Origin of the sequence: Pseudomonas sp. 86_A (genome assembly GCF_017491705.1) — a bacterium.
Classification (GTDB): domain Bacteria; phylum Pseudomonadota; class Gammaproteobacteria; order Pseudomonadales; family Pseudomonadaceae; genus Aquipseudomonas; species Aquipseudomonas koreensis.
This window is the reverse complement of sequence record NZ_JAFGYS010000002.1, coordinates 117,421-130,676: the sequence shown is the minus strand read 5'-3', so window position 1 is coordinate 130,676 and position 13,256 is coordinate 117,421. Positions and strand designations below refer to the sequence as shown.

Sequence of the window (13,256 nt, the reverse complement as noted above, 5' to 3'; positions counted from 1 at the left end):
CCGACCAAGGGATTATCTCGTTAACGGTAACAAAGATTCACAGGAATCCCAGCTTATCGCCGCACAGGGCGTTCCATAGAATTGCGCCGTTCCCATGTAGGAGCTGCCGAAGGCTGCGATCTTTCGATTTTGTTTTAAGGGAATCAAGATCAAAAAGATCGCAGCCTTCGGCAGCTCCTACAGAGGGGAACACGCCCCGCCTTATCCTCTTTCAGGAATTCGCAGCTGTGCCGCGTCGCATCAACAGAGCGCTTTTGCCGCTCAGTGTTCTGGCTTTCACTTTGGCTCTCGGCGGCTGCATCGGTACCGCAGGCATTGCCCCGCAAGGCAAGGCGTTGGAGGCCAATACGCTGGCCACCGACGACGCGATTGCCCACGCCGCCAAAGACGCCCACTGGCCCACCGCGCAATGGTGGCAAGCCTACGGCGACCCGCAACTCAATCACTGGATCGACCTCGCCGTGCAGGGCAGCCCGAGCATGGCCATGGCCGCGGCGCGGGTGCGTCAGGCCAAGGCGCTGGCCGGTGTCGCCGAAGCCGCCGAGTCGTTGCAGATCAATGGCGAGTCGACGCTCAAGCGCCACAACTGGCCGACCGACCCGTTCTACGGTCCCGGCGACCTGGCCAACACCAGCACTTGGGACAACAACGCCGCGCTGGGTTTCAGCTACGCCCTGGACCTCTGGGGCCGGGAAAGCAATGCAAGCGAACGGGCAGTGGATCTGGCGCACATGAGCGCCGCCGAGGCGCGGCTGGCGCAGCTGGAATTGCAGAACAACCTCGTGCGCGCCTACATCGAGCTGTCGCTGCATTACGCCCAGCGCGACATCGTTGCGGCGACGCTCAAGCAGCAACAGCAGATTCTTGATCTGGCGCAGAAGCGTCTGGACGGTGGCATCGGTACGCACTTCGAAGTCAGCCAGGCCGAAACGCCGTTGCCGGAAACCCATCGACAGCTGGATGCGCTGGACGAAGAAATCGCCCTGAGCCGCAACCAGATCGCCGCGCTGGCCGGTAAAGGCCCGGGCGCCGGTGCGCAGTTGCAGCGCCCAACCCTGGCGCTGAGTGCAGCGTTGAAGTTGCCGTCGGCATTGCCTGCCGAGTTGTTGGGGCAGCGCCCGGACGTGGTCGCCAGTCGCTGGCAGGTGGCGGCGCAGGCGCGCGGTATCGATATCGCGCATGCCGGCTTTTATCCCAACGTCGATCTGGTCGGCAGCCTTGGCTACATGGCCACCGGCGGCGGGGCGCTGGAGTTTTTGACCGGCAAGAAGCTCAACTACAACGTCGGCCCGGCGATCTCCTTGCCGATCTTCGACGGTGGCCGTTTGCGCAGCGAACTGGGCGAAGCGTCCGCCGGCTATGACATCGCCGTGGCGCATTACAACCAGACGCTGGTCAATGCGCTGAAGAACATCTCCGACCAGTTGATCCGCCGCGAGTCGATGGACAAACAGCAGGCCTTCGCCGCCGAATCCGTGGCCACTGCGCAGAAGACCTACGACATCGCGATGATCGCCTATCAGCGTGGCCTCACCGATTACCTCAACGTGCTCAATGCGCAGACGCTGTTGTTCAAACAACAGCAAGTGCAGCAGCAGGTGCAGGCGGCGCGATTGAGTGCGCATGCCGAGTTGGTGACAGCGTTGGGTGGTGGACTTGGCGCCGGCAACGACGTGCCGACTGCCGAACAAACCCAAGCCCCGAAAACCCCGGCACTTTTGCGGTGAACACAATCCCGACGGCATGCGCAAACCTGTGGCGAGGGAGCTTGCTCCCGCTTGAGCGCGCAGCGCTCACAAGATTTTGGGGGCCGCTTCGCAGCCCAGCGGGAGCAAGCTCCCTCGCCACAGGAATTGTGTGATCCACAGATTTTTTCTTCATTCATTGAGCAAGACCAAATGACTCCCTTGCCCGCACCTCTACGCTGGCTCTACTCCCTGGAATGGCGCCGGGGTCTGTTTGACTGGGCGCGCAGTGATGGCGTGACCTGGGTGTATATCTTCAAGGTTTTGCTCGCCGCGTTCCTCACGCTGTGGCTGGCGATGCGCCTGGAACTGCCGCAACCGCGCACGGCGATGATCACCGTGTTCATCGTCATGCAACCGCAGAGCGGTCATGTGTTTGCCAAGAGTTTCTATCGCTTCCTCGGCACCCTGGCCGGGTCGGCGATGATGGTCACGCTGATCGCGCTGTTCGCGCAGAACACCGAACTGTTCCTCGGCTCGCTGGCGATCTGGGTCGGCATCTGCTCGGCCGGTGCGGCACGCTGCCGCAACTTTCGCGCCTACGGTTTTGTCCTCGCCGGCTACACCGCAGCGATGGTCGGGCTGCCGGCGCTGGCGCATCCGGACGGGGCGTTCATGGCCGCGGTGTGGCGGGTGCTGGAAATCTCTCTGGGGATTCTCTGTTCGACCGTGATCAGCGCCGCGATCCTGCCGCAAACCGCCAGTGCGGCGATGCGCAACGCGTTGTATCAGCGCTTCGGCGTGTTTGCCCTGTTCGTCACCGATGGCCTGCGCGGGCGCAGCAAGGCCGACGCCTTCGAGACCAACAATGTGCGCTTCATCGCCGAAGCGGTGGGCCTGGAAGGGCTGCGCAGCGTGACCGTATTCGAAGACCCGCACATGCGTCGGCGCAACGGTCGCCTCAGTCGCTTGAACAGCGAGTTCATGGGCATCACCACGCGTTTCAACGCCTTGCATCAGTTGCTCGAACGCCTGCGCGGCAACGGTGAAGAACACGTGGTGGCTGCGATCAAACCGGGTTTGCAGGACTTGGCCGAAGTGCTCGACGGTTTCAGCGGCCGCGCCCTGACCAGCCCGGACGCTGCACGCTTGGCGACCGCTTTGGCGACCTACAAGGAAGGCCTGCCGACGCGCGTGCGAACCTTGCGCGGCATCTTCCAGGAAACCGGCCCGAGTGAAGCCGAGCAACTGGATTTCCACACCGCGTACGAGCTGCTGTATCGCTTCGTCGACGACCTGCACAGTTATGCACAGACCCACGCCTCGCTGGCCGATCACAGCCACGAACGCGAACGCTGGGACGAGCCGTTCACCCCGCAGACCAACTGGTGGGCCGCCGCCGCTTCGGGCATTCGTGCCTCGTTCATCCTGATCGTGCTGGGCAGTTACTGGGTCGCCACTGCGTGGCCAAGCGGCGCGACCATGACCCTGATTGCTGCGGCCACCGTCGGCCTGTCCGCCGCCACGCCGAACCCGAAGCGCATGGCGTTCCAGATGGCGTGCGGCACGTTTCTCGGGGCGCTGATCGGCTTCGTCGAGATGTTTTTCATCTTCCCGTGGATCGACGGTTTTCCCCTGCTGTGCGTGATGCTCGCACCGGTGATCGTGCTCGGTTCGTTTCTCGCTTCGCGGCCGCAATACGCAGGCGTGGGCTTGGGGTTGTTGATCTTTTTCAGCACCGGTTCGGTGCCGGACAACCTGACCGTCTACAACCCTTACACCTTCATCAACGACTACATCGCCATGGTCATGGGCATGCTCGTTTGCGCCGCTGCCGGCGCAATCATTCTGCCGCCCAACAGCCGCTGGTTGTGGAAGCGTCTGGAGCAGGATCTGCGCGGCCAGGTGGTGTACGCGATCAGCGGCAAGCTCAAGGGCCTGGCGTCAAGTTTCGAGAGCCGCACCCGCGACCTGCTGCATCAGGCTTACGGGCTCGCCGCCGGGCAGCCGACCGTGCAGAAGAACCTGCTGCGCTGGATGTTCGTGGTGCTGGAAGTCGGCCACGCGATCATCGAGTTGCGCAAGGAACAGGCGATTCTCCCGGTGCACCCGGCGTATGCCGAATCGCAGCCGTGGCGTCAGGCGATCCGCGTGATGGGCCGGGCGCTGGTGCGGCTGTTTCTGCAACCGAACCAGAGCAATCTGGAGCGCGCATTGGTGGCGGTGGATCACGCGATCAGCCGGGTCGCCGCGACTGACGAGCCATTCGCGCCGCACTTCGATACGTCCGCGTTGCGCCGGGTGAAGAGCTACCTGCACTTCATCCGCACCTCGTTGCTCGACCCGCAATCACCGCTCGCCGCCTATGCCGTCGCCAAGCCCGAAGGACTTGCCCATGCCTCGTGAAATCGCCTTCCACGGCGTGTACATGCCGACCATGACCCTGATGTTTTTTGTCGCTGCGGCGCTGGCCTGGGCGCTGGACCGGTTCCTCTCGGGGTTCGACCTGTACCGCTTCTTCTGGCACCCGGCGCTGCTGCGCCTGAGCCTGTTTACCTGTCTGTTCGGCGCCATGGCGCTGACTGTTTACCGTTGACTCTCTCTCTCTGAAGAAGGCCCTGATGAAAAAGTTTTTCAGCCTGCTCGCGACCCTGCTGGTGCTGGCCCTGGCGTTGTGGATCGGCCGCACGTTGTGGGAGCACTACATGAATACTCCGTGGACCCGCGACGGTCGGGTGCGCGCCGACATCATCAACGTCGCCGCAGACGTCACCGGTGAAGTCATCGATGTGCCGGTGCGCGACAACCAGTTGGTGAAGAAGGGCGATTTGCTCATGCAGATCGACCCGGAGCACTACCGCATCGCGGTCAAACAGGCGCAGTCGCTGGTCGCCTCGCGCAAGTCGACCTGGGAGATGCGCAAGGTCAACGCGCACCGCCGCGCCGACCTCGACAACCTGGTGATCTCCAAGGAAAACCGCGACGACGCCAGCAACATCGCCGACGCCGCGCTGGCCGATTACCAACACGCGCAAGCGCAACTGGAAGCCGCCGAACTCAACCTCAAACGCACCGAAGTGCGCGCGGCGGTGGACGGCTACGTGACCAACCTCAATGTGCATCGCGGCGACTACGCGCGCATCGGCGAAGCGAAAATGGCCGTGGTCGACATGAACTCGTTCTGGGTCTACGGCTTCTTCGAAGAGACCAAGCTGCCGCACGTGCGCGTGGGCGACAAGGCCGACATGCAACTGATGAGCGGCGAAGTGTTGAAGGGCCACGTGGAGAGCATTTCCCGCGGCATCTACGACCGCGACAACCCGGAAAGTCGCGAACTGATCGCCGACGTCAACCCGACGTTCAACTGGGTGCGCCTGGCGCAGCGGGTGCCGGTGCGCATTCACATCGATGAAGTGCCGGAAGGTGTGCTGTTGGCGGCGGGGATTACCTGCACGGTGGTGGTGAAGCAGGATACGGGAGAGTAAACCTGTGGCGATGGAGCTTGCTCCCGCTCGGCTGCGTAGCAGTCGTCAAAGCTGACGGCGCGGTTTGCCTGACAGGGTTGGGAGCAGGTATTGGGGCTGCTGCGCAGCCCAGCGGGAGCAAGCTCCCTCGCCACAAAGGGGTTGCATCAGCCTTGGCAAAACGTCTCGTGCAAATGCCGCCACAGCACCCGACCGCCCTCGGTTCTTTCAAACACTACCGTCGAGCGCCGATCGGTGTGCACCCCGCTCGCATCGGTTTGCTGCTCGCGGTAACTCAGCGTCGCTCCCTGCGAATGCAGGGCAATCCCGCGCAGCTCACTGAGCTCGATCCTGAACCCGGGCTTCTTCCCGCCCGCCGTCTGAAACAGCGCGCGCAAGGCGTCGATATCCAGCGCCCGGCCCAGGGGTGTGAACATGGAAAAATCCGCCGAGAACCGGCTCAGCAAGCGCTCCAGTTCTGCCGAATCCTGCTCCACGGCAAACCAGCGCTCGATGACCAGGTGGGCCTGGAGCACCTCATCAAAATATTCGTTGTAGTCAATCATGTGGATTTTTCCTGAAGGGGCGGTGTGCTCAGCAGCGCGAGCACTTTGGAGGCGTCGAAACGCAGCACGGCGACCATTGGCAACAGCGTCAGCAAGGCAGCCGCGAGAAAACAGTATTGAAAACCGTGGCCGCCCAGAGCGCCCAACAGCGAACTCAGCAGCGCCGCGCCGAGGCAGAAACCGAGTTGGCGATTGATGTTCCACAAGGCGCTGGAGTGGCCCATTTTTTCCGGGGTCATACCGACAAATGCCAAGGTCTGCGCGGTCACGCTGCACAGGCTGCCGCCCAGTCCCATCAGGGCGTAGGCGATGATCAGCGGAGCGGCGGCGGGCTGTTCGATGCGCATCAGCAGGACAATGCCCAGGCATTGCAAAAGCATGCCGGCGATCAGCAACGGTTTGGGACCGATACGGTTGAAACTGCGTTTGCCGAGCATGATCGCCACGCCCGAGGCGGCGGCCCAGGCCAGCATCAGCGCACCGGTTTGCGCGGCGCCGACACCGAGCTGGTGCAGGTACAACACGGCAATCATGTTGGTCCCGGTAAAGATCCCGGGCACGAACAGGTAGATCAGCATCGCCAGGCGCAGCGACGGGCTCTTGATCAGTTGCAGGTCGAGGACGGCGTCGGGTTTGTGCCAGCCATCACGCAGGTAAAACCATAAGGTCAAGGCACCGAGCAGCAGGACCCCGCCAGCGAGGTGACGAGTTGCGGAGGCGCTGGCCAGGCTCACGGCCACCAGCAACAGGCTCAGGGCTGACACCGCCAGCAGCAGGCCGCGCAGATCCAGCGTCGGGCGTTCGGTGCTGGGCTGATCGGCTTTCAGCCATAACAGGCCCAGGGCGAACGCCAACAATGCCAGCGGCAGGTTCAGGTAGAAAATCCAGCGCCACGACAAGGCCTCGACGATCAGGCCGCCCGCCGCCGGCGACAGGGCCGGGACCATCAGCGCGACCAGCAACACCACGCCGGTGAGGTGCGCCCGCTGCGCCACCGGGAATTGCCGATACGCCAGGGCTTGCCCGACCGGCAGCAACAAGCCGCCCCCGAGCCCTTGCAGCAGGCGCCAGCCAATCAGGCTTTCAATCGAGCCGGCCTGGGCCACCAGCCCCGAGGCGATGCCGAACAGCAGCAGCGAACCGAGAATCAGCCGGCGCTCGCCCAGCCGTGCAGCCAGCCACACGCTCATCGGAATGATCAGCGTCAGCCCGAGCATGTAGGCGTTGCTGATCCACGCCAGTTGCGTCACCGAGGCGTGCAACTCCCGCGCGATGTCCGGGTAGGCAATGCTGGCGGCGAACATGTTCAGCAGGTCGAGAGCGAACCCGAACAAATACACCAGCGCGACTTTCGAGCGATATGCCATGGCAGCTTCCCTGTGATGAGACGTGCAGGGTAGGGCGCTTGTGGCGATAGGAAAACGCTGGTTTGCCTGCTAGTTTGTCAAAATCATTTTGACAGCGAGGGCCGTGACGATGGTCAGCCTGGACCGTTTCGACACGTTTAAAGCCGTGGTGGAGGCCGGGTCACTGACGGCCGCCGCCGATACCCTGGGCCAGACCCGCGCCGTGGTGAGCTTCAACCTCAAGCGCCTGGAAGAGGAATTGGGCGTGACGCTGCTTACGCGCAACACCCGCCAACTGGCCCTGACCGATGCCGGCGAGCGTTTTTATCGCCGCTGCCTGCGCACCCTCGACGAGGCGCGCCTGGCGATCGAGGAAGCGCGCTCCGAGCATTCGCAACTCAAGGGCACGCTGCGCATCACCACCACCGTGGAATTCGCCCTGGCCCAGGTGGTGCCGGCGCTGGAAGTGTTTCGTCAGCAACAGCCGCAATTGAACATTCACCTGTCGACGTCCTCGACCCATGCTGATCTGATCTCTGAGCGCTTTGACCTGGCGATTCGTCTGGGGCGCATGCACGACTCCAATCTGCGCGCGGTGCGGCTGTCGACGTTCGAAGTGTTTGCAGTGGCCGCGCCGCAACTGGTCGAACGCTTTGCACCGGTGGCCACGCTGGCGACGCTGGAGTCGATGCCGACGCTGGGACACGGACGAGTGCCGGAAATGACCGTGACCGACCCGGCCGGCAGCGAGCATGTCTACCAGCCCAAACCGGGGACCACTGCCATCGTCGCCGACAACTCGGCAACGCTCAGGGCCTTTGCATTGACCGGGCAAGGCGTGGCGATTTTGCCGCAATGGCTGATTCAGGATGATCTGGAGGCCGGGCGATTGGTGCGGTTGCTGGCGGATTACCGCTTTGCCCAGCAGGGTGTGTATGCGCTGTATCCGGACACCCGGCATCTGCCGCTGAAGGTGCGGGCGTTTATTGATTTCATGAAAGCGTGGGGATGACTGTTGGCTGACCCGGCCTCTTCGCGAGCAGGCTCGCTCCCACAGGGGACCTTCGGCATGACAGAGATCCAATGTGGGAGCGAGCCTGCTCGCGAAGGTGTCGACTCCAGGTCAGAGCTTTGCGCGCAACCCGAACCGCTTCATCAACGTCGACTCCAGCAACCCCTTGGGCAACAAATTAGCCAGCAACGGCAACGCCCGGCTGCCATTGCCAATGCGAACTAACCGTGGCGGCTTGTCCTGCTGCACAGCCTTGAGCAATTCAGCGGCAAATTCAGTGGCCGGGGTCGGCTTGTCCTGCGACGCCTTGGCCCGCGCGCGAATCCCCTCACGCAGCGCAAACCACGGCGATTGCTCGTTGATCAACTGCTCGGCTTCATGCCCGGCGTTCTTGGCGAAGCTCGACTGGATCGCCCCCGGCTGCACTTCCATCACGCGGATGCCGAACGGTGCCAGTTCCATGCGCAAGGCATCGCTCAAGGCATGCACTGCGGCTTTCGAGGCGCAGTAGGCGCCGGCGAAGGGCGTGACCAAAACCCCTGAGACACTGCCGATGTTCACCACCAGGCCCTTGGCCCGGCGCAGCACCGGGAACAGTGCGCGAGTCACGCCGACAATCGAGAACACGTTGGTCTCGAACTGGCGCTGCATGGCCGGCACGCCGCCATCGAGCAGCGGCCCCATCGCGCCATAACCGGCGTTGTTGATCAGCACGTCGAGGCCGCCGTGTTGCTGGTTGATCCGTACGCCGAGCTGTTCCAGCGCGGCGCTGTCGTTGACGTCCAACTGGATCGCGGTGAACCCGGCAGCGGCGAGGGCCGAGACGTCCTCGGCCTTGCGCGCACTGGCCCAGACCTGGTAACCGGCGGCTTTGAAGGCGTCAGCGAGGGCGCGGCCAATGCCGCTGGAGCAACCGGTAATCAACGCAACGGGCATGGCGCATTCCTTGTGCAAAAAGGGGGGAGGATCAGTCGGAGAAGCTGCCTTGCAAACGCTCGGCGCGGAACTCCAGGGTTTGCGGACGGTAACCGGCACGCAGCGGTGGCATCGGCAGACAGTCTTCCCATTCGCCGCCGGCCTGCAATTCGCCGGGGCCACGATAGCGCGGCGCGGTGTATTGGTTGTCGGCCAGATTGACCGTGTCGCCCGGCGCGTAGGCGGCGATGCGCCAGCGCAGTTCGGTCAGCGGGACGTCGTTGCCGTTTTTCATTTTCAGTTGCAACGGGCGGTCCGCCGGGCATTGCTCTGGGGCGTAGGCAATGCGCATTTCCAGACGCGCCAGTTGCTTGAGCTCGCGGTTGTCCAGCCACACCACCCAGACCGCCACCAGGCCCAGGCCAACAGCGGCCGCCACCGACACCGGCAACGCCTTGGCCGGATAGCGCAGCAACAGGATCAGCCAGGTGATGACCAGCAAAATGCCGATGAACATGTCGCACAACCTCGCAGGGGTAGAGGGGCATCCTACCTAAGCGTAGGTGAGGTTGGCGATGGGCAGGGCAAAGTCAAAAGATCGCAGCCTGCGGCAACTCCTACAGTTGGAACGCGTTTTCCCTGTAGGAGCTGCCGCAGGCTGCGATCTTTTGCTTTTAAAAAAAGCCCCCGCCCAACCCACTGCGGATAGGGGACGCAGCGGGCTGGACGGGGGCTTCTTGTTACGCGGTGATCACTGCGCGATGGTTTTCACCGACACGCCGCGTTCGATCGGGGTCGAGCGACCGTAGATGTCTTCGAAACGCTCGATGTCATCTTCGCCCAGGTAGCTGCCCGATTGCACTTCGATGATTTCCAGCGGGATCTTGCCCGGGTTGCGCAGACGGTGCACCGAGGCGATCGGGATGTAGGTCGACTGGTTCTCGCAGAGCAGGAACACGTTGTCATCGCAGGTCACTTCGGCGGTGCCGCTGACCACGATCCAGTGTTCGGCGCGGTGGTGGTGCATCTGCAGCGACAGGCACGCGCCCGGTTTGACCGAGATGTGCTTGACCTGGAAACGGCCGCCCATGTCCACCGAGTCATACGAGCCCCACGGACGGTAGACCTCGCAGTGGTTCTGGGTTTCGCTGCGACCCTGCTCGTTGAGGGTGGCGACCATCTGCTTGACGCCCTGCACCTTGTCCTTGTGGGCGATCATCATCGCGTCCTTGGTTTCGACCACGACGATGTTCTCCAGACCGATCACCGACACCAGTTTGCCGTTGCCGTGGATCATGCAGTTCTTGCTGTCCTGGATCACCACGTCGCCCTTGCTGACGTTGCCGTTGGCGTCTTTCTCGTTGACTTCCCACAGCGACGACCAGCAACCGACATCGCTCCAGCCGGCGGTCAGCGGCACCACGCAGGCGCGCTGGGTTTTTTCCATGACGGAATAGTCGATGGAGTTGTCCGGGCAGCAGGCGAAAGTGGCTTCGTCCAGCGTGACGGTGTCGGCGTCCTGCTGGCTGCGCTCGAGGGTCAGCAGGCAGGTGTCGTAGATGTCCGGATCGTGTTTTTTCAGCTCTTCGAGGAAGCGGCTGGCGCGGAACAGGAACATGCCGCTGTTCCAGTAGTAGCCGCCGGACTCGACGTATTCGGTGGCGCGTTTGACGTCGGGTTTTTCGACGAAGTGCGAGACGCGACTGACGCCTTCGGGCAGCAGCGAATCAGCGGTGGACTTGATGTAGCCGTAACCGGTTTCCGGTTTGGTCGCCGGCACACCGAACAGCACCATCTCGCCATTTTCGGCGGCGACGGTGGCCAATGCGAGGGCGCGTTGCAGGGCTTTCTGGTCTTCCAGCACGTGGTCGGCCGGCAGTACCAGCATCAGTTCGTCACGACCTTCGTTGACCAGCATCATCGCGGTCAGCGCCACGGCTGGCGCGGTGTTGCGGCCGAACGGTTCCATCAGGATGCGCTGGCATTCGAGGTTACGGTTGGCCAACTGCTCGTTGACGATAAAGCGGTGATCCTTGTTGCAGACCACGATCGGCGTGTCCATGCCTTCGAACACCAGGCGCTCCAGGGTTTGCTGGAACAGCGTGTGTTCACCGGTCAGGGCCAGGAATTGTTTAGGGAATTGCTTGCGCGAAAGCGGCCAAAGACGTGAACCGCTACCACCTGACAAGATCACCGGAATCATATTGTTACTCCATAAAATCGATTGGTTAGAGGCACGAACGTTGTGTCGTTTCACTCTTGTTGTTGTTTCGTATCCGAACTCTCACTGCGACCCCCTGTAGGAGTGAGCCTGCTCGCGATTGCGGTGGGTCAATCAACACATTCGGTGAATGTGAAACCGATATCGCGAGCAGGCTCACTCCTACAAAGGGAGCCGGGTAAGTTCAGGAAATTTTGTTAGCGGGTCGACACCGGGCGTTTTACCCAGACTGGCGACAGGCTGCTGCCGCTGCCGGTGACATACAGCACCGCGGCTTCACCGCGCTCCAGCGCGACCGGTTTCACGTCGCCGACTTTCTTGTCGCCTTCGTACAGCGCCAGGCTGACTTTCACCGGGTTGATTTCACGTTCGCCACGGCCCTTGGCGGCCACGTTCGGCACCACGTCGGTCTTGCCGTCGGCGGTCTTCAGGGTCAGCGGCTTGTCGCTGAGGTTCTGCACGCGCACCAGGGATTTCTGCTTGTTCTTGAACGGCGGCTCTTCGATCAGTTGCGGCGCGCCGGAAGCGTTGTTGACCAGGGTGTAGTAGTGGTCACCGGCCAATTTCACCGGCAGGGTCTGGCTGCCGACCTTGGCGCTGTAGTCGCCGCCCGGCATGAAGCTGAAGTCGCTGCTGGCCAGTGGTGCAACGTCGCTCAGGTTGGTGCTGCCGACGGTGGCGCTGACTTCGGCGTTGCTGGCGTTGTAGATCCGCACGAAGGTCGAGCCTTTCGGGGCGGTCGGGCCGTACAGCGCGGCGTCGCCACCGGCAAATGCAGGCACCGAGAGCACGCTGAGGCCAGCGACCAGAGCGAAGCTTTTAGCGAGACGACGAGGAGTAGTAGTGAAAGTCATGGTGTTACCTCTCTTTCAGTTTTGCGCCCGATCGGGCGTCTCGGATTTGGTGTTTACAGCTACGTTTTGTTGGCGCGCGCCGGCTTGTTTGAGCTCTGCGACCCACTGCGGGTCGGCGTCACCGATTTCGTTGTTCACAGGCAGATATCGTTCAGGAAACTCCCAGATCAGCACCTGCGGCGGGCTGTTCTTGAAGTCATCGCTTTTCAGGTAGCTGAGCATCGGCAGGATCGGGCCATGGCCGTCTTCGGCGTAATTGACCACGTCGCTGTGCAGCGCTTGTTTCAGCGCGCCGACGAAGTTCCAGTTGGGGTTGGCGCTGTAGCTGGTGCCGACCAGTGCCACCGGCACTTCATGGCTGGCGAACAGCGCGTCGTCACCGGCAGGCTGCTCGCCGGCCGCGACGGTGTTGCGCTTTTGCAGCGGCTCTTGCGCCGGCATCAGGTTTTCGAACAGCGGGTCCAGCGGCAGGAACAGGCGCAGGTCGCCCTTGTGCGTGACCTTCTCCGCCGGCGTGGTGACAAAGCGCTGCGGCTCGCCGCTGAGCGGGAACTTGTCGGCGATGGTTTTCGCCAGGGTGTTGGCCGCGATCTCGGCGCCTTCAGGCGTCCAGTGCGTGTCGGTGCGCAGGAACACTTGCTGACCGTTGTGCTTGGCCTGTTGCAGCGGGCCGAGCAGGTCCGGGGCGAGGATCTTGTCCGCCGCAACACGGGCGTGGAAGTCCTGATAGAGGTTGGCGTGGATGCTCGCCGGTTTCACTTCACCCAGGTGTTCCGGGTACAGGCGCACCTTGGCCGGAACGATCGCCATCACCAGTTTCACGCCTTTGGCCTTGAGGGTCTGGCGCACGCCTTCGACCAGCGCGTAGTTGCCTTGCAGGTTCAGCTCTTCGTTGACGATCGGGTTGAATTCCTCGTCGCTGTACAGCCACTGATCGCGACCGAGCACCACGCCCGGACGACCTTCGTTGAACAGTTTGAAATCCAGCGCGGCCCAGAGGTTGGTGCCCAGACGCTTGATCGGGAATTGATCGTCGTAATGGGTTTCCACGGCTTTGCTCCAGCGGCCGTTGAGAACCGTCGCGTCGGCATTGGTGCTGAAGCCGAAGAAGCTGCGCACCGACCACAGACCGAGCACCAGCAGGGTCACCAGAAACAGCGCGATGTAGAAGATGCGTAATGAGCGGGTCATGT

The 13,256-nt window shown here is 62.6% G+C and carries 12 protein-coding genes; 5 read left to right on the top strand and 7 right to left on the bottom strand.

Features of this window, described 5'->3' with window-relative positions:
- Positions 1 to 227: 227 nt before the first annotated feature.
- The 4 genes from J5M57_RS03925 to J5M57_RS03910 all read left to right on the top strand — a co-directional run bounded on the left by J5M57_RS03925 (position 228) and on the right by J5M57_RS03910 (position 5,170).
- Complete coding sequence (locus J5M57_RS03925; protein WP_169843149.1) at positions 228 to 1,727, top strand: efflux transporter outer membrane subunit; 1,500 nt, start codon at positions 228 to 230, stop codon at positions 1,725 to 1,727.
- A 171-nt stretch (positions 1,728 to 1,898) separates the two neighbouring features.
- Positions 1,899 to 4,091 (top strand): FUSC family protein, encoded by a 2,193-nt coding sequence (locus J5M57_RS03920; RefSeq protein WP_207847491.1) that lies wholly within the window; start codon positions 1,899 to 1,901, stop codon positions 4,089 to 4,091.
- Positions 4,081 to 4,281: a DUF1656 domain-containing protein gene (locus J5M57_RS03915; RefSeq protein ID WP_003221811.1), complete on the top strand. Its 201-nt coding sequence runs from the start codon at positions 4,081 to 4,083 to the stop codon at positions 4,279 to 4,281. Before J5M57_RS03920 ends, J5M57_RS03915 begins: the two co-directional genes overlap by 11 nt.
- Positions 4,282 to 4,306: 25 nt before the next feature.
- Entirely contained in the window at positions 4,307 to 5,170 is an 864-nt protein-coding gene (locus tag J5M57_RS03910) for an HlyD family secretion protein (protein WP_064586054.1), read from the top strand.
- A gap of 146 nt (positions 5,171 to 5,316) precedes the next feature.
- On the opposite strand, the gene J5M57_RS03905 is transcribed toward J5M57_RS03910, so the two are convergent.
- Both J5M57_RS03905 and J5M57_RS03900 read right to left on the bottom strand, forming a co-directional pair.
- Entirely contained in the window at positions 5,317 to 5,715 is a 399-nt protein-coding gene (locus J5M57_RS03905) for a DUF4440 domain-containing protein (RefSeq protein ID WP_207847482.1), read from the bottom strand.
- Positions 5,712 to 7,082: an MFS transporter gene (locus J5M57_RS03900; RefSeq protein WP_207847480.1), complete on the bottom strand. Its 1,371-nt coding sequence runs from the start codon at positions 7,080 to 7,082 to the stop codon at positions 5,712 to 5,714. Before J5M57_RS03900 ends, J5M57_RS03905 begins: the two co-directional genes overlap by 4 nt.
- Before the next feature lie 109 nt (positions 7,083 to 7,191).
- Between J5M57_RS03900 and J5M57_RS03895 the strand changes: the two genes are divergently transcribed.
- On the top strand, positions 7,192 to 8,073 hold the full coding sequence (locus tag J5M57_RS03895) for a LysR family transcriptional regulator (protein ID WP_083366957.1): 882 nt from the start codon (positions 7,192 to 7,194) through the stop codon (positions 8,071 to 8,073).
- A 111-nt stretch (positions 8,074 to 8,184) separates the two neighbouring features.
- On the opposite strand, the gene J5M57_RS03890 is transcribed toward J5M57_RS03895, so the two are convergent.
- The 5 genes from J5M57_RS03890 to J5M57_RS03870 all read right to left on the bottom strand — a co-directional run bounded on the left by J5M57_RS03890 (position 8,185) and on the right by J5M57_RS03870 (position 13,254).
- Entirely contained in the window at positions 8,185 to 9,009 is an 825-nt protein-coding gene (locus tag J5M57_RS03890) for an SDR family oxidoreductase (protein WP_207847477.1), read from the bottom strand.
- A gap of 31 nt (positions 9,010 to 9,040) precedes the next feature.
- Entirely contained in the window at positions 9,041 to 9,505 is a 465-nt protein-coding gene (locus J5M57_RS03885) for a hypothetical protein (protein ID WP_064586059.1), read from the bottom strand.
- 234 nt (positions 9,506 to 9,739) lie between these two features.
- Positions 9,740 to 11,191 (bottom strand): mannose-1-phosphate guanylyltransferase/mannose-6-phosphate isomerase, encoded by a 1,452-nt coding sequence (locus tag J5M57_RS03880; RefSeq protein WP_064586060.1) that lies wholly within the window; start codon positions 11,189 to 11,191, stop codon positions 9,740 to 9,742.
- A 215-nt stretch (positions 11,192 to 11,406) separates the two neighbouring features.
- Entirely contained in the window at positions 11,407 to 12,063 is a 657-nt protein-coding gene (locus J5M57_RS03875; RefSeq protein ID WP_038357614.1) for an alginate O-acetyltransferase AlgF, read from the bottom strand.
- A gap of 15 nt (positions 12,064 to 12,078) precedes the next feature.
- Positions 12,079 to 13,254, bottom strand: coding sequence for an alginate O-acetyltransferase (locus J5M57_RS03870; protein WP_207847475.1), 1,176 nt, complete (start codon positions 13,252 to 13,254; stop codon positions 12,079 to 12,081).
- Positions 13,255 to 13,256 lie beyond the last annotated feature (2 nt).